Genomic DNA, 23,883 nt, shown 5'->3' with positions numbered 1-23,883 from the left:
AGCAAGACATGCCCGGCACCGCCTCCGGCCGCATCGCGCGGCCGGACCTGGTGAAGGTCTGGGATCCACTCGTCCGCCTGTTCCACTGGTCGCTCGTGGGCTTTTTTGCATTCTCCTTCCTCACCGGAGACGAATGGAAGTCGGCCCATATCATCTCTGGCTACATTATCGCGGCGCTGATCTGCGTTCGGCTCCTCTGGGGCGTCATTGGCAGCGAACATGCGCGGTTTTCCAGCTTCGTCTACTCGCCGGTGACCGTGGCGCGTTTCCTGGCTGACTCCGTTGCGATGCGCGCGAAGCGGTATGTCGGGCACAATCCGGCGGGCGGCGTCATGGTGATCGCCCTTTTGTTGATGGTATCGGGCATCGTCACGACCGGCTACATGATGACGACAGACGCCTATTGGGGCATCGAATGGGTCGAGGATACGCACAAGACGCTCGTCTATTCGACGCTCGTCCTGATCGCACTGCATGTCGGAGGTGTGATTTTCGCCAGCATCGAGCACCGGGAAAACCTCGTCCGCTCGATGATCACAGGCTGGAAGCGCCGCCACTGACCATGCACAATCCCACTCAGCCGGCCAGCACGAGGACGACCGTGATGCGGTCGCCCTCGTGAACGGATTCGCGCTGGCGCAGCTTTGCCTTAAGGGGCAACATCAAGCTGCCACGCCGTTTGTCAGGGAACAGCGAGGTTCGAACCTCGGTTTTACCGATGCGGGCGAACACGGATATGGCGCCAAGCGCATTTGGGCGACCGAAGAAGCGGGCTTCGGCTGCGGCATCCTCCGGTAGATAGACGGCATGCCAGCCGCCCGGACCCTCGAACTTCTCGACCGTCGCCTCGAAACTGATTTCGTGTTGTTCGCCCGTCACCGTCACTCATCCCCGAGGATCAGTTCGAAATCAGCGCCAGCCACGATTCCACCATTGGCCAGAATTTCCAGCCGGTGCCGGCCGGGATAATACGTCCGGGTGGTGATCGGTCGGAAGGCATGTCGCTTTTCGATCACGACCGTTTCCCCTGAGGCGATCGACAAGCTTTTCCCCTTGAACACCTTGGGCGTCAGCGAACCGCCCTTTTTCTGATGGTGCAGGACGTAGTCCATCATCACGGTGCGCCGCTTGTCGCCGGAGTTCGTCAGCGAAACGGCGAATGCGAGTTCGCCTGGAAAGGCGACTGTGTCCGTTGCAACGGTCAGGGTGGCTACGATGTCTGAGATTGCCTCGTAGCCGAAATTCGCTAGCGCCTTGGCATGGCCCTTCTTGATCAGCGTTCTCGACGCGTGTTTCAGCATCCACATCCGCTCCGGTGAGGCGTCCTCCCGGTGACGCTCGACGAAATCGGCGACGGTGTCGGGATGATCCTTGGCGATATCGTTGAGGCTATTGGCGACGGAGCGGCGAACGTAGTCCTCGGGATCATCGAGCATCGCCTCCAAAATGGGCAAGATCGGGGTCGGGTCCCTCACAAGTTCCGGTAGCCGCATGGCCCAGGGAAGGCGAGGGCGTGTGCCTTCGCTCGCAAGACGGCGCACATGGTGGTTCGGGTCTCTCGTCCAGCCGGAAATGATCTCCAGGGCACGCACCTGTTCCGCATGGATGAAGGGGCGTATTCCGAATTCGGCGGTGAAATGCGGCGTCAGTGCTTTTAGCAGGTCGAGCGAACGTTCGAGATGTCCAAGCCCTCGAGCCGCAATGTACTGGTTGAAGGCCAGTAAGGCCCAGCCCGACAAAGAACCTCCCGAAGATGGAAGGCACTTTTCCATAAGATCGGCCGCGGCCTCGAAGTCGTCGGGCAGGCAGCTTTGCATGGCTGCACTGATCGACTGGCTGCGCTGCATCAGCTCCAGTTCGTTTAACGTCGGCAGCACCAGTTCGAGAAAGGCATCCCGGTCGAAGTCCGGCCATGCCCGCGACAAGGCGTCCGCCGTGTCGCGGGCGGTGGTGGCGGAGATCAGGTTTTTCAGCGGTTCCGGCATGGCTCAGACGATGTTCTTCGTGTCGACGTGCTGCATCACGGCGACGGTAGTGATCTGCTTCATGTAAGGGATGAAGGCCGGGTCCGTCTGCACCTTTTCGGCGGCGGCACGGGCGGCGTCGATGTTTTCCCATTCGACGATATCGGCCACCATGTCTTCATTACCATGGGCGCTCGTCGCCCGCCATGATATGAAACCGGGATAGTGGCGTACCGATTCCATCGCCGTGAGACGTGCGTGTTCGGCCATAGCTATGTCGGCAACGGCGCAAATGGCGATTTCGAGGATTTTGGTGTCGTGCATCGGGTTCTCCTGTTGCTGGTGTGCCGGCTTGACGTAGCACAGCGCAACTGACAGCCTTGTGGCCATAGACTTCACGGAGTTGCAAATGCGCCCCGCCGATCGCCTGTTCCGTATTATCCAGCTTTTGCGCGCGACCGGCCGGGCCATGACGGCTGCCGAGATCGCGGAGAAGATGGAAGTCGCGCCCCGCACCGTCTATCGCGACATGGAGCACCTTATGGCGTCAGGCGCGCCGATCGAGGGCGAGCGCGGTGTCGGCTATCTCCTGCGCGAGGCGTTCGACGCGCCACCGCTTACCTTCACGTTCGAGCAGCTGGAGGCGCTGGCTTTCGGCTTGCGGGCAGTCGAGATGCTGGGCGATCCGCGTCTCGGGCAGGCGGCGAGGGAAGCCAAGGAAAAGATGCTTGGCATGCTACCGGTTGAGCACGCGGAAAGGCTCGTCACCGCCCCAATCCGGGCTTTCCGCTCCTCGGCGCAGCCGGAGGTGCCGGACAGTTTGGGCGACGTCAGAACGGCGCTCTCAGGCAAACGGAAGGTCTGGATCGCTTATCACTCGCTTCCCGGCGAGCGCAGTCAGCGGGTCGTCTGGCCGCTTGGGCTGGCCGCTTTCGGGACGATCTGGGTGATGACCGCCTGGTGCGAGATGCGCAATGGATTTCGCGACTTCCGGCTTGACCGCGTGGAGGACTGGAAGGTTCTGACCGACCGCTTCGAGGCGGCGCCGCACCAGACCTATCAGGCCTACATTAAGCAACTCGTCTGAGAGTCAGAAATCCGTCGCCACCCCGCCTTCGGCCTTGCGTCTTGCAACGAAGGCGTCGAGTTCCTCCTCTATCGCCGGATCGATCGGCGGACGCTCGTAGCGGGCCAAAGTTTCCTTGAAGATGCGGTTGGCGTGGTCGTAGGTCGTCGGCCTGCCGGCTTCCGTCCAGGTCTCGAAGTTGCGCCAGTCGGACAAGATCGGGGAGTAGAAGGCGGTTTCATAGCGCGCAAGCGTATGGGCGGTTCCGAAATAGTGGCCGCCGGGACCGACTTCGCGGACTGCGTCGAGCGCCAGTGCATCCGGCGAAACATCGAGCGGCTTCAGGAATTCCGACACCATCTGCAGCATGTCGACGTCGAGGATGAACTTCTCGAACGAAGCCGTGAGGCCGCCCTCGGTCCAGCCGGCCGCATGCATCACGAAATTGCCGCCGCCCTGCGTCACCGCCCAGAGCGACATCGCCGACTCGTAGGCGGACTGCGCGTCGAGCGTGTTGGCGGCATTGGTGTTCGAGGTGCGGTAGGGGAAGCCGTAGCGGCGGGCGAGCTGTCCGCCGGCGATCACAGCCTTCATGTATTCCGGCGTGCCGAAGGCGGGGGCGCCGGTCTTCATGTCGACGTTGGAGGTGAAGCCGCCGTAGAGCACAGGCGCGCCCTTGCGCACCATCTGTGTGAAGGCAATACCGCAGAGCGCCTCCGCATTCTGCTGGACGAGCGCACCGGCGATCGTGACCGGCGCCATGGCACCCGCCAGCGTGAACGGCGTCATGATGACCACCTGGTTGCGCGAGGACATCTCGATAATGCCCTGCAGCATCGGGCCATCGAGGCGCAGAGGCGAGGACGAGTTGATGACGGTGAAGAGCGAGGGCTCGCGCTCCATCTGTTCGGCGCTGATGCCACGAGCGATGCGTGCGATCTCCAGGCCGTCAAGATTGCGTTGCTGGCCGAGGGAGTAGACGTGGAAAGCCTTGTCGGTCAGCTTGGCAAGATCCGACAGGCAGTCGAGATGGCGCACAGACGCATGGATGTCGATCGGCTCGACCGGGTAGCCGCCTGTGAGGTGGATCACGTCGTAGCTCTGCGCGAGTTTCACCAACTTGCGGAAATCCTCCTGGTTGCCGGCCCGACGGCCGCCTTCGCGGTCTCCGACGAACGGTGCCGAGGCGATCTGGGCGAAAACGAGATTGTTGCCACCGATCGCGACATTGCGCAGCGGATTGCGGGCGTGCAGCGTGAACTGCCGCGGAACCGAGGCGATGAGCTCCATGATAAGGCCACGGTCGAAGCGAACCCGTTCCTCGCCTTCCCGGACATCGGCGCCGGCCGCCTTCATGCGCCGGCGGGCTTCCGGCAGCATGATGTCCATGCCGACTTCCTCAAGCACCGTCAGCGAGGTGTCGTGGATTGCGTCCAGGGCCTCTTCGGAGAGCAGTTCAGTCGGCTTCAGCGTGTTGACGATGTTGAGATAGCTCCGCGCCGAACCGGTGCGGACCCGATCTCCGCCGCGCCCGCCTCCCCGGCGGCGGCGTTCGCCCGATCCGGCAGTTTCAGTCTCGGGCAAGGCAGTGGTGGCAGTCTCGCGCATCGTTTCACCGTGGCTATGTTGGACGCGTCGATTCTGGCAGAGTTGCTGCGACAAATCAGTGGCCAAATGCGACAGGGAAAGGGGTTGGCGTGTCGCGAATTTCATTGCCGGGACGATGCCTGGGTAAAGCTCTCGGGTGGTACAGCCCTTGGTTATCCCAAAGCGGATAAACGTGTTTAGATATTGCGCTGCGTGAAGCGGAAGGAATCGTTTTTTGACGGTCAGGGGCGGATTGCTGGGGCGTGCCAGTGCGAAGATCGCAGATCTCGCCGTTCCCGCATGCATCAAGGATTGCGAACTGCGCCATGTCGCGGTGAACGATGCTTATGCGCGCTTCTATGGCCGTCCTTCCGCAGAGTTCATCGGTCGCATGAGCAGCGAACTTCTGTCGCGGCCTGAAGAGCACGAACGGGAAGATCGCGAGCGGCGTGTCCTGGTTTTCGGCGAGGAGGCGACCGCGCTCTGTTACGATCCCGCCGGTCACGAGCGTCACGCGCTGAAGGTCGAGCGTTTCCTGACCGAAGACGACCTTCCATACCTCTTTGCTTTCTTTGAGACCTTGCCATTCGTAGGCGGTTCCCGTCCCTTGCTGCCATCCGTCAACGACGCCGGCGAAATCGCGACCCTGGCGGCGATGATCGAGGAACTGCCGTCGCCGATGTTCATGCGCGACGACGCGAACCGGATGATCCTCGCCAATCGGGCCTATCGCGAGATTTCCGGTCTTTCCGCCGATGCGTTGATCGGCAAGACGGAACTTGAAAGTTTTGGCCCCGCCGGCGAGGTTTTGCATCGTGAAAACCGCCGGGTGCTTGAAACCGGCGAGTCGATCGAGGTCGAGGAGATGTTCGGCGCGCCGGATCGTCGCGTGCCGGTCATCTCCCGGCGCACCCGGCTCAGCGGTGTCGACGGCCGCCACTATCTGCTGGGCAGCCTTTCCGACGTCTCGGCGCTGAAAGAGCGCGAAGCCCAGTGCATCGCCGCGCAGCAGGAGGCGCTGGAACTGCATGCGCGCCTCGAACTGCTTTTGAGGCTGCTGCCGGTGGGCGTGTTGATTCTCGACGCCGATTTCCGGATCGAATACGTCAACGACACTTTCTATGGAATGTGGCCCGTATCCGAACCTGTGAAGGTGGCGGGTTGGTCCTATCGCGACTTCGTCGCCTACAATCATCGGCGCGGCTTTTATGGCGAGGATGCGCCTCCGGCGGATGACATCTACCAGTCGCGCATCCAGCAGTTCAAGCAGATCGAGGAGCCGCCTGTCTGGCAATGGCTGATACCGAACGGGCGGGCGCTGGCGGTCTCCAGCAAGCGTCTGGGCACCGGCCGCTACATGATCACCTATTCGGACATCACGGTGTTGCGTCAGCGCGAGGAGGAAAGCCAGCTCTATCGCTCCGCCATCGAGCAGGTACCGGTTCCGGTCTTCGTGCGCGACGAGGAGCACAGGCTTGTTTTCGCCAACCTCGCTTACGAGCGGATGCATGGCGGCGATCGTCAACGGATCATCGGACTTACCGAATACGACATGTACCCGGAGCGGGCCGAGCAGTTCACTCGGGAAAACGCGCGCGTGCTTGAAGGGGAGGCGATCGAGAAGACAGAGACCTTCGAATTCGAGGGGCGGGATATCACCTCGATCACGCGTCTTGGTCGCATCGTTACGTCGGCGGGGCAACGCTACGTCGTCGGCTCTGTGACCGACGTTTCGGCGCTCAAGCTGCGCGAGCGGCAGCTCGAGGCCGCGCAGGCCAAGGCGGAGAATCTCAACGTCTACCTCGAAGGCATCATGCGCTCGATGCCGATCGGCGTCCTCATCCTCGATAGCGAACTCAGTATCGAATACGCCAACCAGCGGGTCTATGACATCTGGAACTGGCCAGGCGACCAGCAACTGATCGGGCTCGATTTCCCCACCTACGCAAAGGTCAACTACGATCGTGGCTGGCGCTGGACCGAGGAAGAGGATTTCGATTCTGACGTTCGTTGGCGCATGGAGCAGTTGCAGGCGCTTGACGGAGATCATCAGCGCGAAATGGTCATGGATGACCGTCAGGTGGTCATCACCTCCAAGCGTCTGACCGATCAGCGGGTTCTGGTGACCTATGCGGACATCTCGGAAGCCCGCCGCCGCGAGCGGGAAATCAGCGAGGCACGGGCCGAGCTGGAGCGTATCGGCCAACAGATGCGCGATGCGATCCGCGTCATGTCGCAGGGGCTTCTGGTCATTGAAGACGGTGTCATCGTCCAGAGCAACGAGGCCGCGCATATCATTCTCGATGTCCCTGCGGTGAGCCTCGAGCCAGGTCAGAGCTGGCACGTCAGTTTCGCCCACTGCGCCAAGCGGGGGGATTTCGGTGATGATCCGATGGCCCTGCTGCGGGATTGGCAACACAAGGTGGAGGACGGTCAGGGTTTTTCCGCCACTTTCCTTATCGACCGCCGCACATGGGTTCAGATGGAGGCGACGGTCAGCCGCCGCGGTCACTGGATGGTGGTGCTCAGCGACATCACGGAGATCAAGCAGCGCGAACAGGAACTGACGACCCTGCTCGAACGCGCGGAGGCGGCCGATCGCGCCAAGTCGGAGTTCCTGGCCAATATGAGCCATGAAATCCGTACGCCGATGAACGGTGTGCTCGGCATGGCGGAACTCCTGCAGAAGTCCATTCTCGATGCACGCCAGAAGACCTTCGTCGACATCATCGTCAAATCCGGCAATGCGCTGCTCACGATCATCAATGACATCCTCGATTTCTCCAAGATCGATGCGGGACAGTTAACGCTGCGCAAGGCGCCGTTCGATCCGGTGGAGGCGATCGAAGACGTGGCGACATTGCTGTCGGCCGCCGCGGCCGAAAAGGATCTCGAACTGATCATCCGGGCCGAGGCGACCCTCCGGCATCTGGTGGTCGGCGATCCCGGACGGTTCCGGCAGATCGTCACCAATCTGCTCGGCAATGCCATCAAGTTCACAGAGCGGGGCCATGTGCTGATCGAGCTCTCGGGCGAGCCGATGCCGTCCGGCGAGTTGATGGTAACGTTGCGGATTTCGGACACCGGCATCGGCATCCCGCAGGAAAAGCTGAAGGCGATTTTCGAGAAGTTCTCGCAGGTCGACTCTTCGTCTACCCGCCGTCACGAAGGCACAGGCCTGGGGCTCGCCATAACCGCCGGCCTAGTCCAGCTGTTCGGCGGCGTGATCGAAGTGGAGAGCGAAGCCGGGATGGGCTCGGTGTTCACCGTCCATCTGCCGCTCGCGGTTGCCGGTGAACGCAGGCGCCAGACGCAGTTGCCCGTCAACGTCGAAGGCGCGCGCGTCCTTGTCATCGACGACAACCCCGTCAATCGCCAGATCCTGGCAGAACAGCTGCAACAATGGGGTTTCGACGGTGCGGTCGCGGAAGACGCGGCGACCGCACTTGCGATACTCGATGCCGCCTTCCAGGCGGGAGTAAACGTCGACGCGCTGATCGTCGACTATCACATGCCCGATGTGAACGGCATCGATTTCGCCAGACGCGTGCGGGCTGACCGCCGCTTCGATCCGGTTGCCATGGTGTTTCTCACGTCGATGGACATGGGCGGTGATGAACAGGTTTTCGCGTCGCTCGACGTGCAGGCTCATCTGATGAAACCGGCTCGTGCCAATGTTCTGCGAGGCGCCATCATCGAGGCGGTCCGGTCGCGGCGGCGCGGTGCGGGGGATGTTGGACAGCGAGCGGCTACACCGACCCACGGGGTGCCCGAAACGGCGCTCTTGGAAAGGGTCCCGGCACCCGTTGCAACTCAACTTGCAAGCATCGATATCCTCGTTGCGGAGGACAACGAGGTAAACCAGATCGTCTTCACGCAGGTGCTGGAAAGCCTCGGGATGCAGTTCCACATCGTTGGAAACGGTCGGGAGGCCATCGAAGCGTCGGCGCGATTGCAGCCTCGACTTATCCTCATGGACGTCTCCATGCCTGTCATGAATGGGCTGGAGGCGACGCGGGCGATTCGCGAGCGCGAACGGGCAGCGGGAGGGGCGGATCACATCCCCATCATAGCAGTCACCGCGCATGCCATGGACGCGGACAGGGACGCCTGCCTAGCCGCCGGCATGGATGACTACCTGTCAAAGCCGATCAGTCCCGAACTGCTTGGCGGAAAGATTGCTCAGTGGATCAGCGGACCGGCTGACAGTATTCCGCAGCGGTCAGGCGGCTGAGGCGGGCTTTTCGCCCCTTAGCATTTCCCGCTTGCCGGCGAAGCCTGGCCAGCGCTCAACAGCGAAGCCTGCCGAAACAAGATTGCGCCTGACGAAGCCGGCGGCGGCGTAGGTCGCGAAGGTTCCGCCGGGTACGGTGCGGTCGAAGAGCGCACGCATGATCTCCTCACTCCACATTGCGCCATTGCGCGACGGTGCGAAGCCGTCGAGATACCAGGCGTCGAAGGGAAAATCGGTGACGCTCACGCCATCCAGGGCTTCGCCGCAGGTCACGGTCAGCGTCGTCTGGTCGTCAATTTGAATGTCGATGATGCCCTCGGGCCGGTCCGGCCACTGTGACACCAGCCTGAGCCGCTCCTCGTCTATCTCGCTCCAGCGGGAGAGCGCACGGTCGATGTCGGCGGCCCGCATCGGATAAAGTTCGAAGGACATGAAGTGCAGAAGGCCGCCTGTCCGGCGCGTCTGCTTCCACTGCCGCCACGTCTCGCACATGTTGAGGCCGGTGCCGAAGCCGAGTTCGCCGATGCGGAACGTGCCGTCTTTCTGCCAGCGAGCCGGTAGGCCGTTGCCGGTGAGGAAGACGTGGCTGCATTCGAGACGTCCGTCGCTGCGGCAATAAAAATGATCGCCAAAGGCGGTCGAATAGGGCATATCGCCGTCGTGCCAGGTGAGGGCCTCGCCGTCGCTTCCGTCTTCCGGATCGGGATTGGATACTGTCATGGACTCAGCCGATAGAGCGAAGCCGCCGGGCGGTCAATCGTCCGTCGACCTGCTCGTTGTCGGCGGCGGCATCATGGGGCTGTGGGCGACGCTGAAGGCGGGACGACGGGGATTGAAGACGCTCCTGATCGACGAGGGTAGCCTGGCCGGTGGTGCCAGCGGCGGTCTGCTCGGTGCGCTGATGTCGCACACGCCGGATAAGTGGAATGAAAAGAAGCAGTTCCAGTTCGATGCTCTTCTTCAGCTGGAAGACGAGGTTGTGCGTCTCGAGGCGGAGACCGGGCTCGCAGCCGGCTATCGGCGCTGCGGCCGTCTGATCCCTCTCCCAAAGGATCACCTCCGTCCGATCGCCCTGCGGTATGAACTCGATGCGAAGGACAGGTGGCGGAAGACGAGTCGGAGCTTCGAATGGGCTGTCAGGGACGCGGGCGACATTGCCGGCTGGCCCGACGCCGGCTTTACCAAGGCGGGGATCGTCCACGACACCTTCGCTGCCCGCGTTTCGCCCCGACGCCTGGCGGTAATGCTGGTTTCGGCCATCGGACGCGAGGCATCCGTTTCGGTTCGGGAGGATATCGGCCTTGAGAAACTCGACCCTGTGGCCGGGTTCGCCGAACTGACCGATGGGAAGCGCCTGTCCTTCGGTCACGTGATCGTTGCGGCAGGCCACAGATCGTTCCCGCTTCTGGGCGCGGGGCGAGGTCTTGAGAAACCGTTGGGCCAGCCGGTGAAGGGGCAGGCGGCGCTGATCAAGGCTGATATCGATCCGGACTGGCCGCTGCTCTATCTCGACGGGCTCTACATCGTGCCGCATGACGACGGCACCGTTGCGATCGGCTCCACCAGCGAAAACAGTTTTGGCGATCCGCTGTCGACGGACGAACAGCTCGACGCGCTGATCGCCTCGGCACGGCAACTGGCGCCTGTCCTTACTGACGGGATCGTCGTCGAGCGTTGGGCGGGCCTGAGGCCAAAGGCGATCGGACGTGATCCCATGATCGGCCCGGATCCCGAACAGCCCCGGATTGTAGCCCTGACGGGCGGCTTCAAGGTGTCCTTCGGCCTCGCCCACAAGCTTGCGGATGCGGCGCTTGATGCGGTGGAGGGAAAGGCCTTTGCCGTTCCCGAAAGCTTCCGCTTCGAAAGCCATCTCGACCTCTGTTCACGCAAAACGTGAAATTGCCGAACCTACGCGTCGTCAAACTGTTACGCAAATCACCTACCTCCTCGACTATCCCATCGATCGCTAAAGTTCGCGGCGGCGGAAAGAACGAGGTGAGACATGCGCTACGCAATCTTCTTCACGCCCCCCGCGGGCGATCCGCTGACGCTGGCAGCCGCCAGCTGGCTCGGACGCAGCGTCTATTCAGGCGAGGCCGTCGACCATCCCTCTGTCCGGGGCCTCGGCCTTCATGAAATTGCGTTCCATACGGCCCTGCCACGCCGCTATGGCTTCCATGCGGTGCTGATGGCGCCGTTCCAACTGCATCCCGATGTTACTGAGGCCGCGCTGTTGCGAGAGCTCATGCGGTTCGCCGGTACCATCGAGCCTCTTGCCATTCCGCCGCTTCACGTCGGTCGACTTGGTGACCATCTTGGGCTTGTTCCGGAAACACCTTGCCGGATGATTGATCTCCTGGCCGCCACGGTCGTGCAGCAGTTCGACAGTTTCCGGGCGCCGCTGACCGAGGCGGAGATCGAGCGTCGCGACCCGTACGCTCTGACGGCACCGCAGTTTGCCAATCTCTATCGCTGGGGCAATCCCTATGTCATGGACGAGTATCGTTTTCACATCGATCTGACGGGGCCGCTGGATGGCGACACCATGCGCCGGTTCGCCAGTGTCCTGGAGGGGTACTTCGCCCCGGTGATCGGTGATCCCGTGCCGTTTTCGAACCTGGCGCTGTTCGTGGAACGCGAGCAGGGGGCGCCCTTCCAGGTGCATTCGCTGCATCCGATGGGCCGGGTCTCGGCGCGCAGGATCGCCTGATCGACCGCAGGACCGATGCCCTCAAGGCAACGGTCCGGTCGCGCAATTGCATCTCGACAACCCCGACATCGGCGCATACCGTCTCGCCGAAAGACAGGGTGATTTGATGCACAAGAGTTCCTATCCGCGCGATCTCATCGGCTATGGCCGCTCCGCTCCCGATCCGAAATGGCCGAACGACGCGCGCATCGCGGTCCAATTCGTCATCAATTACGAGGAGGGCGGCGAGAGCTGCATTCTCGACGGCGATCCTGCGTCGGAGTGCCTCCTGTCGGAAATCGTGGGCGCCCAACCCTGGGCCGGCCAGCGCAACCTGAACATGGAATCCATCTACGAATACGGTTCGCGCGCCGGCTTTTGGCGCCTGTGGCGCATGTTTACCGAGCGCAATGTGACGGCGACCGTCTACGGCGTGACGCTTGCCATGGCCCGCAATCCGGAAGCGGTGGCGGCCATGAAGGAGGCCGGATGGGAGATCGCCAGCCACGGCTATCGATGGCTGGAGTACAAGGACTTTCCGGAGGAGGTCGAGCGCGAGCATATCCGCGAGGCCGTGCGCCTGCACAAGGAGCTCACCGGCTCCCATCCGCTCGGCATGTATCAGGGCAAGCCGTCGATGAACACGCTGAAGCTGGTCATGGAGGAGGGCGGCTTTGTCTACTCGTCCGATTCCTATGCCGACGACCTGCCATTCTGGGTGCCGGATCTGACCGGAAAGCCGTTCCTGATCATCCCCTACACGCTCGAAACCAACGATATGCGATTTGCGACACCGCAGGGCTTCAACACCGGCGACCAGTTCTTCACCTACCTGAAGGACGCGTTCGATGTGCTTTACGAGGAAGGGAAAAATGGCGCGCCTAAAATGCTGAACGTCGGCCTGCACTGCCGCCTGGTCGGGCGTCCTGGCCGCGCGGCGGCGCTGGCACGCTTCATCGACTATGTGACCGGCCACGAGAAGGTGTGGATCCCGAAGCGCATCGAGATCGCCGAACACTGGCACAAACATCACAAGCCGACCTGGTGAGGCGACGATGATGGAACGTGATGTTTTTGTTTCCTCGTATGGCGGCGTGTTCGAGCATTCGCCGTTTATCGCCGAACGCGCCTTCGATGCCGGGTTGATCGAGGAGCCGTTGACCGCTGCCGGCGTGCATGCGGCTCTGGTCAGGATGTTTCGTGCAGCCTCGCCGGACGAGCGGCTTGGCGTGCTGCGCGCCCATCCCGATCTCGCCGGGCGGCTCGCCGTGGCGGGGGAACTAACCGAAGACAGCCGCAAGGAGCAGGCGGGCGCAGGGCTGGACCGGCTGACGGCGGAGGAGTTCGCCCGCTTCACCGAGCTCAATGCCCAGTATACGCAGAAATTCGGCTTTCCCTTCATCATCGCGGTGAAGGGGCTCAACCGTCACGACATTCTCGCGGCCTTCGAGCATCGTATCGACAACGACCGTGACACGGAGTTCGAGACGGCTTGCGCACAGGTCGAGAAAATCGCAAGGCTTCGTCTTGAAAGCCTGTTACCGGAGACACTCTGACATGATCGAAACCTCCACCGTCACGCTGCCCGACTTCGCGGCCGGCGCGGTCAATCTCGCCTCCGCCCGTCTCGGCGCGAAGGGTGTGTTCACCACGGACGAGTTCTTCGCTCCGCTCGAGCGCATGCTGAACGACGAGCCGGCCTGGTTCGATCCGACGCTTTACGACGACAACGGCAAGTACATGGACGGGTGGGAAAGCCGGCGCAAGCGTGTGCCCGGCCATGACTGGTCGGTGATACGGCTCGCAATGCCGGGCCGTATCTTCGGCTTCGACGTCGATACCCGCTATTTTACCGGCAATTATCCACCGCATTGCTCGATCGAAGCCGCGTTCGTGACGGATGGCGATCCGACGGAGGCGACCGACTGGGTGGAACTGGTGTCGAAGTCGCCGCTTGGGCCGTCGGCACAGCATTTCTTCGAGAATGCCGACCGGGAAAAGGTCTGGACGCATCTGCGCCTGCATATCTACCCTGACGGCGGCGTTGCCCGTCTGCGTGTCTATGGCTCGGCCTTCTTCGACTGGTCGAAGGTAGCCGCGGACGAGGAGATCGATCTCGGCTACATCTTCCACGGCGCCAAGGCGCTCGCGTGGTCGGATGCGCATTATGGCCATCCCGACAAGATTCTGTCTCCTGGACGCGGTACCAATATGGGCGACGGCTGGGAGACCAAGCGCCGTCGCGGACCGGGGCACGACTGGGCGATCATCCGGCTTGGCCATCCGGGGCTTATCAAGCGGGTGATCATCGACACGCATTTCTACAAGGGCAATTACCCCGACACCTGCGAGCTCCTCGGGGCTCATCTTCCGTCGGCAGGCGACACGTTCAGCGATGCCGACATCGCTGCGTCCGAAACCTGGAAGCCGATAGTTGCGCGCACCAAGATGCAGATGGACGCGGAACATCTCTATGAGGGCGACAAGGTAACCAATATAGGCCCCGTCACCCATGTGCGGATCGCGATGCATCCTGATGGCGGCGTAATGCGACTGCGGCTTTTCGGAACGAAGGCCTGAAACGACAAAGCGGGCCATCAGGCCCGCTCTTCCGCACACAGCAAAGTCCCCGGCGCCACTGGTGGTTCCGGGAATTTCCGGTTTATCGCGCCTACTGTTTGCGCGTTTCCTGGTCCTCGCGGATCGCTTCCTCGTGGTACCAGCTGCCGCAGCCGCTTTCGATGATGACGCGGCCGGCCAGCGCCTGGCGCGCCTGCATTTCACGCAGTCTCTGGGCATTCCTTACCGGGAACTCGTAGATCTTCGCCGATTCCCGAACCATGTTCGTTGTCATGCTACTGCCTCTCGTTCGTCACCGATTTCTCGGTCGATGACACTTCCCTAACATAGATTTCAGCCGAATGCACATGAAAAGTGCATATTGCCTATTTTATGTGCAGTATTCCGGCAACAAAATGGATGAGTGGATTTTCATCACCCGCCCTCTGGCCGGCCTGTTCGTGCGGGAAACACGGTATGGCTGTCCTAGTTCCTTCATAATAGTCGGAAAGCCTTAATAAAACTGTCGCAATCCGGGACGATGGGCCCTGGGTGTACCCCCAATTCAGGCAGAGCGCTGGTCCCAGGCTCAAACTGGCACGCTGTGTGCTTGCACGTTGAGTGAGCCCCGGAATTCGGGGAATCACCCCTCTGTGTGCGTCCATGACGGACGCGAGACTGAAGAGAGAGAACCATGACCAAGTACAAGCTCGAGTACATCTGGCTCGATGGCTACAAGCCGGTAGCGAACCTGCGTGGCAAGACGCAGATCAAGGAATTCGACAGCTTCCCGACCCTGGAGCAGCTGCCGCTGTGGGGCTTCGACGGTTCGTCGACGATGCAGGCCGAAGGCCACTCGTCGGACTGCGTCTTGAAGCCGGTCGCCGTCTATCCCGATCCGGCGCGCACCAATGGCGTGCTCGTGATGTGCGAAGTCATGATGCCGGACGGTGTCACGCCGCACGCATCGAACACCCGCGCGACGATCCTTGACGATGAAGGCGCATGGTTCGGCTTCGAACAGGAATACTTCTTCTATGAAAACGGCCGTCCGCTCGGCTTCCCCGAGCAGGGCTACCCGGCTCCGCAGGGCCCGTACTACACAGGCGTCGGCTACAAGAACGTCGGCTCGATCGCCCGCGAAATCGTTGAAGAGCACCTCGACCTCTGCCTTGAAGCCGGCATCAATCACGAAGGCATCAACGCAGAAGTGGCCAAGGGCCAGTGGGAATTCCAGGTGTTCGGCAAGGGTTCCAAGAAGGCCGCCGACCAGATCTGGATCGCCCGCTACTTGCTGCTCCGCCTCTGCGAAAAGTACGGCATCGACGTCGAATTCCATTGCAAGCCGCTCGGCGACACCGACTGGAACGGCTCGGGCATGCACTGCAACTTCTCTACCGCGTTCATGCGCGAGACCGGCGGCAAGGAGTACTTCGAAGCACTCATGGCCGCTTTCGCCAAGAACTGGAAAGAGCACATCGACGTCTACGGTCCGGACAATCACATGCGTCTGACCGGCAAGCACGAGACGGCTCCGTGGAACAAGTTCTCCTACGGCGTTGCCGACCGCGGCGCCTCGATCCGCGTTCCGCACTCGTTCGTCAACAACGGCTACAAGGGCTACCTCGAAGACCGCCGTCCGAACTCCCAGGGCGACCCCTACGCGATCGCTTCCCAGGTCCTCAAGACCATCGCGGAAGTTCCGACCGCAGACTACGCAAAGTCTGCCGCCTGATCCGTCACGGGTTGACCGTAAGAATGCAGCGCCGGTGGTAACGCCGGCGCTGTTTTCGTTTTAGGGGTGCGGAAGTCCGGCGCTTTCTCGCGCTTCGCGTTTGTCCTATAATTGCGGTCAAGGAGGCGAGACATGAGACCGTCCGAAGTGCTGGAGAAAAACAGGCAGGCTATCCGCGATGCGACGGCGCGTCACAAGGCAGCGAACCCGCGTGTGTTCGGCTCTGTCGCGCGGGGTGAGGACGGTCCGGACAGCGATCTCGATATTTTGGTTGACGCGCTGCCGGGCATGACGCTCTTCGATCTCGGAGGACTGCAGGCAGAGATGGAAGGCCTGTTGCCTTGCAGGGTGGACATTGTCACGGCCGGCGGTCTGAAAGCGCGGATGCGCGACCGGATCCTTGCCGAGGCGAGAGCCATATGACCCCGGCAGAGCGCCTGATCGATAATCTCATTGATATGGAGGAGGCGGCACTTGAGGCCATCGGATTCCTTGATGGCGTAAGCTTCGAGGCGTTCGAGTCGGATCTCTTGCGTCAGCGCGCCGTTGCCATGACGTTCGTGCTGATTGCCGCCGCCGCAGTTCGTATCCAGACGCTGTTTCCGGATATCGCGTCAGAGCAACCGGAGATCGCCTGGGCCAAGATCAGGGGCCTGCGCAATCTCGTGGTTCACCAATACGACCGACTGGATTGGCGTATCATTTGGGATACGGTGCAGTCGGACCTTCCAAGACTGGTCCGGCAGATCCACCAGCTCCGACATCCGAATATCCAGGGAGAATGACCCCTTTGCCCCAGAACCTCATCATCCGTTCGTTAACGGCGGAGGCCTTCGCTCCGTTCGGAGACGTGATAGAAGCGCGGCCGGAGACCATGCGGCTGATCAATGGTGGCACGACGGAACGTTTCCATGCCCTTGCTACTCCCGACGTCGTGGGTGACGGCGCCCGGGTGATCATCAATATCTTCCGCGGGCAGCCGCGATCTTTCCCCTACGAGATCGGCATGATGGAGCGCCATCCTCTCGGCAGCCAGAGCTTTTCGCCGCTCAACGGAAGGCCATATCTGGTTGCCGTTTCGCCAGACGAGAGCGGCAAGCCAGGTAAGCCACAGGCGTTTCTGGCGCGCGGCGACCAGGGGGTGAATTATCACCGCAATACCTGGCATCATCCGCTGATCGCGGTTGGCGAGGTGAGCGATTTCCTGATTGTCGATCGCGACGGACCGGGTCACAATCTCGAGGAGTTCTTCTTCGATGCCCCGTTTACGATTCTGGAGCCCAGCTTATGACCGGCCTCACCACCCACGTCCTCGACACCGCCCTCGGCAAGCCAGCGAAGGGGCTGCGGATCCAGTTGGTGCGCATGGCCGGCGAAGCGCCCGAGCTGATCCGGACGGTTTTTACCAATGACGACGGGCGCGTCAACGGCGGTCCCATCCTGTCGGGTGCAGAGTTTGCGGTCGGGCAATACGAACTGATCTTCCACGCCGGCGAATACCTGAAGAACCTCGGCATTCCGCTCACCGATCCGCCGTTTCTCGACGTGATACCGATCCGTTTCGGGATTTCCGACACGACGGTGCATTATCACGTGCCGCTGCTGCTCTCGCCCTATGGCTATTCCACCTACAGGGGCAGCTGATATGCGGTTTGCGGCAATTGCTGACGTGCATGGCAATTGCCTTGCGCTGGAAGCCGTCCTTTCGGACATCGCGGATCAGCGCATCGCGTCATCTGACATCGTCAATCTTGGCGACTGCCTGTCGGGTCCGCTGGAGGCGGGTCGCACAGCCGATCTGCTGGTGTCCCTCGGCCTGCCGACGGTTTGTGGCAATCATGACCGCTACCTGATCGAACATGCCGTCGATGCCATGCACAGCTGGGAAGCGGATTCTTTCGCGCAGCTGACGCCTGCGCATCTGGAATGGCTGCGAAGCCTGCCGTTTTCCATGGTCTGGCGCGAGGAGGTGTATCTCTGCCATGCGACCCCGAAAGACGACAACACGTATTGGCTGGAGACGGTAACACCAGACGGACACGTGGTCATGCGTCGCGCTGGCGAGATTGAAGCCTGGGCCGATGGCATTCCGCAGTCGCTGATCCTGTGTGGACATACACACCTGCCTCGCATGGTCAGGCTTTCCGACGGGCGCCTCATCGTCAATCCCGGCAGTGTCGGCGGGCCAGCATACCAGGACGACACGCCGTATCCGCATAAGGTGGAGGCCGGACATGTTCACGCGAGCTACGCGATCTGCGAGAAGCAGAATGGAGCCTGGTCCGTGACCTTCCGGCAGGTGCCGTACGATCATATGGCGATGGCCGACCTCGCCGCGCGCAACGGTCGGGCGGGGTGGGCGAGCGGTCTTGCCACCGGCTTCATCGATGCGGAGGACTGAGTGCGTTTTGCTGCCATCGCCGACATCCACGGCAATCATCTGGCCCTTGAGGCGGTGCTCGAGGATATTGCAACACTCGGCGTCACCGATATCGTCAACCTCGGCGATATCTTCTCAGGTCCGATCGATGCGGGAAAGACTGCGGCGATCCTCGCGCCGCTGAATCTCCCGACGGTGAGGGGCAATCACGACCGGGCCCTGATCGAGGAGCAGCCTGACGCTCTCGGCGACTGGGAGCGGCCGGCCTATCCGCTGCTGCGCCGGGAGGACTTCGACTGGATCGGGCAATTGCCATTGACGCTCGTCTTCGCCGACGAGGTTCTGCTCTGCCATGCCACGCCGGAAAGCGACTCGGTTGCCTGGCTCGAAACGCTGACGCCCGAGGGCTATTTTCGCCTCAGCGACCGAGACTATATCGAGCGTCAGGCGGCAGGTGTCGATTATCCGCTGATCCTGTGCGGCCATACGCATGTGCAACGCGCCGTAACGCTTTCGGATGGCCGGCTGGTCGTCAATCCCGGGAGCGTCGGTTGCCCCGGGTTTGCCTATCACAAGCCCTGGGAGCACCGGCTGGAGCAGGGCGCGCCCTTTGCCTGCTATGCGATCCTGGAGAAAACGACGCGCGGCTGGCAGCCGACCTTCCGGCAGGTCGCCTACGATCACCTCGCCGCCGCTGAACTCGCACGGCAGCAAGGTTTCGACACATGGGCGCGTGTGCTTTCGACCGGCTGGGCCGGATAATCAGACGGCGAACGGGTTTTCGGCGATGATCGATCCGTCGATGGTCTTGATATCGCGCTTACCGCAAAGGGCCATCGTGATGTCCATCTCCTTCCGGATGATCTCAAGCGCCGTCGTGACGCCCTGCTTGCCGCCGGCACCGAGGCCATAGAGGAAGGGACGTCCGATATAGGTGCCCTTTGCGCCAAGGGCGACGGCCTTCAGCACATCCTGACCGGAGCGGATGCCGCCATCCATATGGACTTCGATCTTGTCGCCGACCGCGTCGACGATGCGCGGTAGCATGGCGATCGAAGAATGGGCTCCGTCCAGTTGGCGGCCTCCATGGTTGGAGACGATGATCGCGTCCGCGCCGGTGGAGAGCGCCATCCTGGCATCTTCCGGATCGAGAATACCCTTGAGGATCAGCGGACCGCCCCAGCGTTCCTTGATCCAGGCGACGTCGTTCCACGACAATTTCGGATCGAACTGCTCCGCCGTCCAGGCAGACAGCGAGGAGAGGTCGGTGACGCTCTTGGCGTGGCCGACGATGTTGCGGAAGGTGCGGCGTTGCGTGCCCAGCATCTTCAGGCACCAGCCGGGTCGGGTCGCCATCTGCCAGATGTGCTTCGGCGTGAACTTCGGCGGCGCGGAGAGGCCGTTGCGGATGTCCTTGTGCCGCTGGCCGAGGATCTGCAAATCAAGCGTCAGTACCAGCGCAGAACACTTCGCCGCCTTGGCGCGGTCGATCAGGTTGATGACGAAATCCCGGTCCTTCATCACATAGAGCTGGAACCAGAAGGGCTTGGTCGTCACCGAGGCGACGTCCTCGATCGAGCAGATGCTCATGGTCGAGAGCGTGAAGGGAACGCCGGCTTCTTCCGCCGCCTGTGCCGCCAGCATCTCGCCATCGGCATGCTGCATGCCCGTGAGGCCGGTCGGCGACAGGGCGACCGGCATCGAGACAGGCTGGCCGATCATTTCGGAGGCAAGCGAGCGGTTGGTCATGTCGACGAGAATGCGCTGACGCAGCTTGATCCTGGAAAAGTCAGTCTCGTTGGCCCGGTAGGTGCCTTCGGTCCAGGCGCCGCTGTCGGCATAATCGAAGAACATCTTCGGCACGCGCCGGCGCGCCAGCTTCTTCAGGTCGGCAATCTCCAGGTTCGCGCCCATTATCCACTCCTCGGCCAGGTTCCCCATCGCCCATATCACGACAGGCGGCGCGCTGGAAACAGGAAGGGACTTAAGAGGTAAAAATATTTTACCTCCGCTCTTTTCGGCCGAGAGATGCTCAAAAATGCTCGCCGGACCGGAACGGGCCGACGCGGATGCCGGCCGCGACGAGGTAGGCCGTGGACCAGCCGATCAGCAAAAAGCCGTCGACGCCTTCCATGCCGGCCAAGAGGCGCCATTCGGGGTGCGGGATGACGTCGCCGTATCCAATGGTCGAGAAGGTGACGGTCGAGAAGTAGAGGGCGACCTCGAAACTGTCGAAGAAACCGATCAGCCAATAACAGATCGCCCACAGCCAGACTTCTGTGGTGAGGACTCCAAAAACCCCCAGCACAACGGTGTTCATCGCGATCAGGCGACTGCGATGACGGTGAAGGCGGATGCGATCGCTGATCGAACTCATCGCCTGGGTCACACCCATCAGGCCGAATGTGTGAATCACGATCGTCAGGGAGATCATGAGCGTGCCAAGGGCCAGATTGAGGAGCATGTTCATTGCGGTGTCCGTGACGTCAACCCAGGCTTCCGCGCTGGTCCTTGCGAAAAACGAATTTCAGGCCCGACCATATATCCGTGACCGCGCATACCTTTATGTCGACGAGACCGATCGGCAGGAATATCGCCCGCAGAACATCCTCGGTTATCGTGGTCTCGACCTTGGAGGCCTTTTTCGGCCAGGAAATCCAAAGCATGCCGGTGGGCTTCAGCATGCCTTTCAGCCGTTCCGCATTGTCCTCCAGTGCTGTGCGCTCTGTTTCGAAGACGTGCAGATAATCAAGACGGACACTCACGCCTTCCGGTATTGACGGCTTAATCCTCGCTCCAGGCAGTTCGTTGGTCAGGTGGCGAAGACCGTCCGGCAGTGCGACGAACAGCGCGGACAGGCCCGGCTTCAATCCGAGCTTCCGGGGAAGGGGCGTGCCGGAATAGCCGCTGTCGCTCATTGTCCCTCACATCGTCGCGACCGGTTTCATTGGCCTACCGGAGACATAGGTCTCGACCACCGACCTGTCGTCGCCCAGGGTCTGCAGCAGGAAGAGTTCCTCCGCCAGCGTTTTCACGACCTCCATCTTGAGCGCCATCGCGGGTGTCGCACTGGCATCCATGACAATGAAGTCGGCATCGGTCCCCGGCTCAAGCGTGCCGATACGGTCTTCAAGCGACAATGCCTCTGCGTTGCCGCGTGTCATCAGATAGAAGCTTTCAAGCGGATTCAGCCGCTCGCCCAGCAATTGCTGGATCTTGTAGGCCTCATCCATGGTTCTCAGCATGGAGTAGCTGGATCCTCCGCCGATATCGGTGGCGACCGCGATCCGGACCGGCTTGTCACGCTTCTGGTACTTCTTCATCGGGAACAGGCCCGAGCCGAGGAAGAGGTTTGACGTCGGGCAATGGACGGCGATCGCGCCCGCCTCGCTGATCGCGTCGGCCTCGCGGTCGGAAAGATGGATGGCGTGGCCCAGCAGGGTCTTGCGGCCCAGCAGTCCATAACGCGAGTAGATGTCGGTGTAGTCGATCGCTTCAGGATAGAGCGAGCAGGTATAGTCGATCTCGGCGAGGTTTTCCGACAGATGCGTCTGGATGTGAAGGTCCGGGAATTCCCGCGCCAAAGCCTGCGTTGCCTCCATCTGGGCCGGGGTCGAGGTGATGGCGAAACGGGGCGTGATGGCGACATGGTTGCGGCCCTTGCCGTGCCATTGCGCGATGACGGCGCGGGTCTCCTCATAGCCGAGCTGCGGTGAGTCCAGCAGGCCCTGCGGCGCGTTGCGGTCCATCATCACCTTGCCGGCGATCATCAGGCTGCCGCGGCGCAGGTTCTCGGCGAAGAAGGCGTCGGCCGAAGCCTTGTGGACCGAGAGGTAGGCCACGGCGGTGGTCGTCCCCTGGCGGAAGAACTCGTCGAAGAAATGCGTCGCGATGCGTTCGGCATGGGCCGTCTCGACGAAGCGACATTCCTCGGGAAAGGTGTAGGTATCCAGCCATTCCAGCAGGTTGGCGGCATAGGAGCCGATCACCTGCATCTGCGGGAAATGCACGTGCGTATCGATCAGCCCCGGCAGGATCAGGTGAGGGCGGTGATCCACGACCTCGATGTCATCCGGGCTCGCGCTCCTAACGGCAGTGAAGTCACCGCATGCGACGATCCGGCCATGTTCCACCAGCAGGGCGCCGTCCGCTTCATAAAGATAGCTATCGTTGTCGTCGACCGAGAGCGGTGCGCGATAGAAGGAGAGCAGCCGTCCCCGGTAGAGCACCGCGCTCATGGCGTGGCGGTCCCGCTGACGGCGCTTTCGTACCAGGCAGCCAGCAAGGCGCGGTCCTGTTCTTCAATCTCTGTGATGTTGCCGGGCGGCATGGCGTGGCTGCGGGCAGCCTGGATGTAGATCTCGCGCGCATGGCTGGCGATTTCCGCGTCGGTTTCCAGCTTCACGCCCTTTGGCGCACGAGCGATGCCTTCCCAAACGGGCTCGGCGGCGTGGCACATGGAGCAACGGCCCTGCACGATGTCACGGGCCGCCTCGTAGTGGGCGTTCTCGACGAAGCGAAGATTGGCGGGAGCGACGGAGAGTTCCGTCTCCGGCGCCGGCTTCTGCACCGTCGACAGCCAGGCAATGACGATGAAGATGATCACCGTCGCCGCCCAGGTCCATGTCGGGCGGCCTTTGCGGGCATGGGTGGTGTTGAACCAGTGCCTTATCGTCACGCCCATCAGGAAGACCAGCGCCGCGATGATCCAGTTATAAGCAGTGGCAAAGGCCAGCGGATAGTGGTTCGACAGCATGAAGAAGATGACGGGCAGCGTCAGGTAATTGTTGTGGAGCGAGCGCTGCTTGGCGATGATCCCGTATTTCGGATCGGGCGTGCGACCGGCGATCAGGTCGGCGACGACGATCTTCTGGTTCGGGATGATGATGAAGAAGACATTGGCCGACATGATGGTGGCGGTGAACGCGCCGAGATGCAGGAAGGCGGCGCGGCCGGTGAAGACCTGGGTATAGCCCCAGGCCATGGCGACCAGCACGATGTAGAGCAGGATCATCAGGCCCCAGGTGTTGCGGCCGAGCGGCGACTTGCAGAGCAGGTCGTAGATCAGCCAGCCGACAGCGAGCGAGGCGAGCGACAGACAGATCGCCTGCCACGGCTCGATGTCGAGCACATGCCTGTCGATCAGGAAAAGATCGGCGCCACCATAATAGACCACGCAGAGCATGGCGAAACCCGAGAGCCAGGTGAAATAGCTCTCCCACTTGAACCAGGTCAGATGCTCCGGCATCGAGGCCGGTGCCACGAGATATTTCTGCACATGGTAGAAGCCGCCTCCATGGACCTGCCATTCCTCGCCGTAAACGCCTGCTGGCATGCCCGGTCGCTTCACAAGTCCGAGGTCGAGCGCGATGAAGTAGAACGACGATCCGATCCATGCGACCGCGGTGATCACATGCAGCCAGCGGACGGCAAACGACAGCCATTCCCAGGCTATGGCGAACTCATACATGCAGCATCCCTTTCTTCCTCCCGACCGGTTACCTTGTCGAAAAAGGCCGGGATTGGAAAGGGAAATCACGGATGAAGGCCAAGCTTTCCTCAGGCTATGGTGCGTTGCGAAAACGCACCCCTGAGAACGTGCATTGGTCCTCATATTTGCGAACTGTTATATTTCTGTCGCAATTCCGCCGGGGAGGTGGTTTGCGTTG

26 protein-coding genes are annotated in these 23,883 nt (G+C 61.7%); 15 read left to right on the top strand and 11 right to left on the bottom strand.

Features of this window, described 5'->3' with window-relative positions:
* Window positions 1–8: 8 nt before the first annotated feature.
* Complete coding sequence (locus J5J10_RS03410; protein ID WP_249116818.1) at window positions 9–560, top strand: cytochrome b/b6 domain-containing protein; 552 nt, start codon at window positions 9–11, stop codon at window positions 558–560.
* Window positions 561–576: 16 nt separating this feature from the next.
* On the opposite strand, the gene J5J10_RS03405 is transcribed toward J5J10_RS03410, so the two are convergent.
* From J5J10_RS03405 to J5J10_RS03395, 3 genes are read right to left on the bottom strand one after another with little or no spacing between them, the layout of a single operon-like run.
* Window positions 577–879, bottom strand: a complete 303-nt coding sequence (locus J5J10_RS03405) for a DUF1905 domain-containing protein (RefSeq protein WP_349252034.1) — start codon at window positions 877–879, stop codon at window positions 577–579.
* Window positions 880–881: 2 nt separating this feature from the next.
* Window positions 882–1,985: a DNA alkylation repair protein gene (locus tag J5J10_RS03400; protein WP_211928844.1), complete on the bottom strand. Its 1,104-nt coding sequence runs from the start codon at window positions 1,983–1,985 to the stop codon at window positions 882–884.
* 3 nt (window positions 1,986–1,988) lie between these two features.
* The gene (locus tag J5J10_RS03395) at window positions 1,989–2,288 is read right to left on the bottom strand and encodes a hypothetical protein (protein ID WP_211928843.1); all 300 of its coding nucleotides are present in this window, start codon (window positions 2,286–2,288) and stop codon (window positions 1,989–1,991) included.
* Window positions 2,289–2,373: 85 nt separating this feature from the next.
* Between J5J10_RS03395 and J5J10_RS03390 the strand changes: the two genes are divergently transcribed.
* Window positions 2,374–3,051, top strand: coding sequence for a YafY family protein (locus tag J5J10_RS03390; protein ID WP_211928842.1), 678 nt, complete (start codon window positions 2,374–2,376; stop codon window positions 3,049–3,051).
* A gap of 3 nt (window positions 3,052–3,054) precedes the next feature.
* Here J5J10_RS03390 and J5J10_RS03385 read toward each other — a convergent pair whose 3' ends face one another.
* Window positions 3,055–4,638, bottom strand: a complete 1,584-nt coding sequence (locus J5J10_RS03385; RefSeq protein ID WP_211928841.1) for a trimethylamine methyltransferase family protein — start codon at window positions 4,636–4,638, stop codon at window positions 3,055–3,057.
* 214 nt (window positions 4,639–4,852) lie between these two features.
* On the opposite strand from J5J10_RS03385, the gene J5J10_RS03380 reads away from it, so the two are divergent.
* On the top strand, window positions 4,853–8,851 hold the full coding sequence (locus J5J10_RS03380; protein WP_211928840.1) for a PAS-domain containing protein: 3,999 nt from the start codon (window positions 4,853–4,855) through the stop codon (window positions 8,849–8,851).
* Here the strand turns inward: J5J10_RS03380 and mnmD are convergent.
* Complete coding sequence (gene mnmD / locus J5J10_RS03375) at window positions 8,840–9,571, bottom strand: tRNA (5-methylaminomethyl-2-thiouridine)(34)-methyltransferase MnmD (RefSeq protein ID WP_211928839.1); 732 nt, start codon at window positions 9,569–9,571, stop codon at window positions 8,840–8,842. The two genes, J5J10_RS03380 and mnmD, sit on opposite strands and share 12 nt — an antisense overlap.
* Between mnmD and J5J10_RS03370 the strand changes: the two genes are divergently transcribed.
* The 5 genes from J5J10_RS03370 (at window position 9,570) to alc (ending at window position 14,120) form a co-directional block, all read left to right on the top strand.
* Window positions 9,570–10,748 carry an FAD-binding oxidoreductase gene (locus tag J5J10_RS03370; protein WP_211928838.1) on the top strand — a complete coding sequence of 393 codons (1,179 nt, stop codon included), beginning with the start codon at window positions 9,570–9,572 and terminating at the stop codon, window positions 10,746–10,748. The genes mnmD and J5J10_RS03370 overlap by 2 nt on opposite strands.
* A 105-nt stretch (window positions 10,749–10,853) precedes the next feature.
* Window positions 10,854–11,561, top strand: coding sequence for a DUF1045 domain-containing protein (locus J5J10_RS03365; protein WP_211928837.1), 708 nt, complete (start codon window positions 10,854–10,856; stop codon window positions 11,559–11,561).
* 106 nt (window positions 11,562–11,667) lie between these two features.
* The gene (puuE, locus tag J5J10_RS03360; protein WP_211928836.1) at window positions 11,668–12,588 is read left to right on the top strand and encodes an allantoinase PuuE; all 921 of its coding nucleotides are present in this window, start codon (window positions 11,668–11,670) and stop codon (window positions 12,586–12,588) included.
* A 7-nt stretch (window positions 12,589–12,595) separates the two neighbouring features.
* The gene (uraD, locus tag J5J10_RS03355) at window positions 12,596–13,096 is read left to right on the top strand and encodes a 2-oxo-4-hydroxy-4-carboxy-5-ureidoimidazoline decarboxylase (RefSeq protein ID WP_208552034.1); all 501 of its coding nucleotides are present in this window, start codon (window positions 12,596–12,598) and stop codon (window positions 13,094–13,096) included.
* Between the two features lies 1 nt (window position 13,097).
* Window positions 13,098–14,120, top strand: a complete 1,023-nt coding sequence (gene alc / locus J5J10_RS03350; RefSeq protein WP_211928835.1) for an allantoicase — start codon at window positions 13,098–13,100, stop codon at window positions 14,118–14,120.
* Between the two features lie 91 nt (window positions 14,121–14,211).
* Here the strand turns inward: alc and J5J10_RS03345 are convergent, their stop codons facing one another.
* Entirely contained in the window at window positions 14,212–14,394 is a 183-nt protein-coding gene (locus J5J10_RS03345; RefSeq protein ID WP_208552029.1) for a DUF2735 domain-containing protein, read from the bottom strand.
* Between the two features lie 399 nt (window positions 14,395–14,793).
* Between J5J10_RS03345 and J5J10_RS03340 the strand changes: the two genes are divergently transcribed.
* The 7 genes from J5J10_RS03340 (at window position 14,794) to J5J10_RS03310 (ending at window position 18,976) form a co-directional block, all read left to right on the top strand.
* A complete protein-coding gene (locus tag J5J10_RS03340) occupies window positions 14,794–15,834 on the top strand; it encodes a glutamine synthetase beta-grasp domain-containing protein (RefSeq protein WP_208552027.1) in 1,041 nt (346 codons plus the stop codon).
* Between the two features lie 132 nt (window positions 15,835–15,966).
* On the top strand, window positions 15,967–16,257 hold the full coding sequence (locus J5J10_RS03335; RefSeq protein WP_211928834.1) for a nucleotidyltransferase family protein: 291 nt from the start codon (window positions 15,967–15,969) through the stop codon (window positions 16,255–16,257).
* Window positions 16,254–16,619, top strand: a complete 366-nt coding sequence (locus J5J10_RS03330; RefSeq protein WP_211928833.1) for a HepT-like ribonuclease domain-containing protein — start codon at window positions 16,254–16,256, stop codon at window positions 16,617–16,619. The genes J5J10_RS03335 and J5J10_RS03330 overlap by 4 nt, the downstream gene beginning before the upstream one ends.
* A complete protein-coding gene (locus tag J5J10_RS03325; RefSeq protein WP_211928832.1) occupies window positions 16,616–17,125 on the top strand; it encodes an ureidoglycolate lyase in 510 nt (169 codons plus the stop codon). The genes J5J10_RS03330 and J5J10_RS03325 overlap by 4 nt, the downstream gene beginning before the upstream one ends.
* On the top strand, window positions 17,122–17,478 hold the full coding sequence (gene uraH / locus J5J10_RS03320; protein WP_211928831.1) for a hydroxyisourate hydrolase: 357 nt from the start codon (window positions 17,122–17,124) through the stop codon (window positions 17,476–17,478). The genes J5J10_RS03325 and uraH overlap by 4 nt, the downstream gene beginning before the upstream one ends.
* Before the next feature lies 1 nt (window position 17,479).
* Window positions 17,480–18,235: a metallophosphoesterase family protein gene (locus J5J10_RS03315; protein WP_211928830.1), complete on the top strand. Its 756-nt coding sequence runs from the start codon at window positions 17,480–17,482 to the stop codon at window positions 18,233–18,235.
* Window positions 18,236–18,976, top strand: coding sequence for a metallophosphoesterase family protein (locus J5J10_RS03310; RefSeq protein WP_211928829.1), 741 nt, complete (start codon window positions 18,236–18,238; stop codon window positions 18,974–18,976).
* Here the strand turns inward: J5J10_RS03310 and J5J10_RS03305 are convergent, their stop codons facing one another.
* From J5J10_RS03305 to puuD, 5 genes are all read right to left on the bottom strand, one after another.
* On the bottom strand, window positions 18,977–20,128 hold the full coding sequence (locus J5J10_RS03305) for an alpha-hydroxy acid oxidase (protein WP_211928828.1): 1,152 nt from the start codon (window positions 20,126–20,128) through the stop codon (window positions 18,977–18,979).
* A gap of 118 nt (window positions 20,129–20,246) precedes the next feature.
* Window positions 20,247–20,684 (bottom strand): potassium channel family protein, encoded by a 438-nt coding sequence (locus tag J5J10_RS03300; RefSeq protein ID WP_249116663.1) that lies wholly within the window; start codon window positions 20,682–20,684, stop codon window positions 20,247–20,249.
* 16 nt (window positions 20,685–20,700) lie between these two features.
* Entirely contained in the window at window positions 20,701–21,132 is a 432-nt protein-coding gene (locus J5J10_RS03295; RefSeq protein WP_211928827.1) for a hypothetical protein, read from the bottom strand.
* A gap of 6 nt (window positions 21,133–21,138) precedes the next feature.
* Window positions 21,139–22,452, bottom strand: coding sequence for a guanine deaminase (guaD, locus tag J5J10_RS03290; RefSeq protein ID WP_211928826.1), 1,314 nt, complete (start codon window positions 22,450–22,452; stop codon window positions 21,139–21,141).
* Window positions 22,449–23,684: a urate hydroxylase PuuD gene (puuD, locus tag J5J10_RS03285; RefSeq protein ID WP_211928825.1), complete on the bottom strand. Its 1,236-nt coding sequence runs from the start codon at window positions 23,682–23,684 to the stop codon at window positions 22,449–22,451. The genes guaD and puuD overlap by 4 nt, the downstream gene beginning before the upstream one ends.
* Window positions 23,685–23,883: the final 199 nt, after the last annotated feature.

This window comes from Ciceribacter sp. L1K23 (assembly GCF_018122705.1).
Lineage (GTDB): Bacteria > Pseudomonadota > Alphaproteobacteria > Rhizobiales > Rhizobiaceae > Allorhizobium.
This window is presented reverse-complemented; position numbering and strand designations above follow the sequence as displayed.

What these genes read in the sequence shown, in the direction of transcription:
- J5J10_RS03410 (WP_249116818.1), top strand. Translation starts at nt 9, where the DNA reads ATGCCCGGCACCGCCTCCGGCCGCATCGCGCGGCCGGACCTGGTGAAG.
- J5J10_RS03400 (WP_211928844.1), bottom strand. Translation starts at nt 1,985, where the DNA reads ATGCCGGAACCGCTGAAAAACCTGATCTCCGCCACCACCGCCCGCGAC.
- J5J10_RS03395 (WP_211928843.1), bottom strand. Translation starts at nt 2,288, where the DNA reads ATGCACGACACCAAAATCCTCGAAATCGCCATTTGCGCCGTTGCCGAC.
- J5J10_RS03390 (WP_211928842.1), top strand. Translation starts at nt 2,374, where the DNA reads ATGCGCCCCGCCGATCGCCTGTTCCGTATTATCCAGCTTTTGCGCGCG.
- J5J10_RS03385 (WP_211928841.1), bottom strand. Translation starts at nt 4,638, where the DNA reads ATGCGCGAGACTGCCACCACTGCCTTGCCCGAGACTGAAACTGCCGGA.
- J5J10_RS03370 (WP_211928838.1), top strand. Translation starts at nt 9,570, where the DNA reads ATGGACTCAGCCGATAGAGCGAAGCCGCCGGGCGGTCAATCGTCCGTC.
- mnmD (WP_211928839.1), bottom strand. Translation starts at nt 9,571, where the DNA reads ATGACAGTATCCAATCCCGATCCGGAAGACGGAAGCGACGGCGAGGCC.
- J5J10_RS03365 (WP_211928837.1), top strand. Translation starts at nt 10,854, where the DNA reads ATGCGCTACGCAATCTTCTTCACGCCCCCCGCGGGCGATCCGCTGACG.
- puuE (WP_211928836.1), top strand. Translation starts at nt 11,668, where the DNA reads ATGCACAAGAGTTCCTATCCGCGCGATCTCATCGGCTATGGCCGCTCC.
- uraD (WP_208552034.1), top strand. Translation starts at nt 12,596, where the DNA reads ATGATGGAACGTGATGTTTTTGTTTCCTCGTATGGCGGCGTGTTCGAG.
- alc (WP_211928835.1), top strand. Translation starts at nt 13,098, where the DNA reads ATGATCGAAACCTCCACCGTCACGCTGCCCGACTTCGCGGCCGGCGCG.
- J5J10_RS03345 (WP_208552029.1), bottom strand. Translation starts at nt 14,394, where the DNA reads ATGACAACGAACATGGTTCGGGAATCGGCGAAGATCTACGAGTTCCCG.
- J5J10_RS03340 (WP_208552027.1), top strand. Translation starts at nt 14,794, where the DNA reads ATGACCAAGTACAAGCTCGAGTACATCTGGCTCGATGGCTACAAGCCG.
- J5J10_RS03335 (WP_211928834.1), top strand. Translation starts at nt 15,967, where the DNA reads ATGAGACCGTCCGAAGTGCTGGAGAAAAACAGGCAGGCTATCCGCGAT.
- J5J10_RS03330 (WP_211928833.1), top strand. Translation starts at nt 16,254, where the DNA reads ATGACCCCGGCAGAGCGCCTGATCGATAATCTCATTGATATGGAGGAG.
- J5J10_RS03325 (WP_211928832.1), top strand. Translation starts at nt 16,616, where the DNA reads ATGACCCCTTTGCCCCAGAACCTCATCATCCGTTCGTTAACGGCGGAG.
- uraH (WP_211928831.1), top strand. Translation starts at nt 17,122, where the DNA reads ATGACCGGCCTCACCACCCACGTCCTCGACACCGCCCTCGGCAAGCCA.
- J5J10_RS03315 (WP_211928830.1), top strand. Translation starts at nt 17,480, where the DNA reads ATGCGGTTTGCGGCAATTGCTGACGTGCATGGCAATTGCCTTGCGCTG.
- J5J10_RS03305 (WP_211928828.1), bottom strand. Translation starts at nt 20,128, where the DNA reads ATGGGCGCGAACCTGGAGATTGCCGACCTGAAGAAGCTGGCGCGCCGG.
- J5J10_RS03300 (WP_249116663.1), bottom strand. Translation starts at nt 20,684, where the DNA reads ATGAACATGCTCCTCAATCTGGCCCTTGGCACGCTCATGATCTCCCTG.
- J5J10_RS03295 (WP_211928827.1), bottom strand. Translation starts at nt 21,132, where the DNA reads ATGAGCGACAGCGGCTATTCCGGCACGCCCCTTCCCCGGAAGCTCGGA.
- guaD (WP_211928826.1), bottom strand. Translation starts at nt 22,452, where the DNA reads ATGAGCGCGGTGCTCTACCGGGGACGGCTGCTCTCCTTCTATCGCGCA.
- puuD (WP_211928825.1), bottom strand. Translation starts at nt 23,684, where the DNA reads ATGTATGAGTTCGCCATAGCCTGGGAATGGCTGTCGTTTGCCGTCCGC.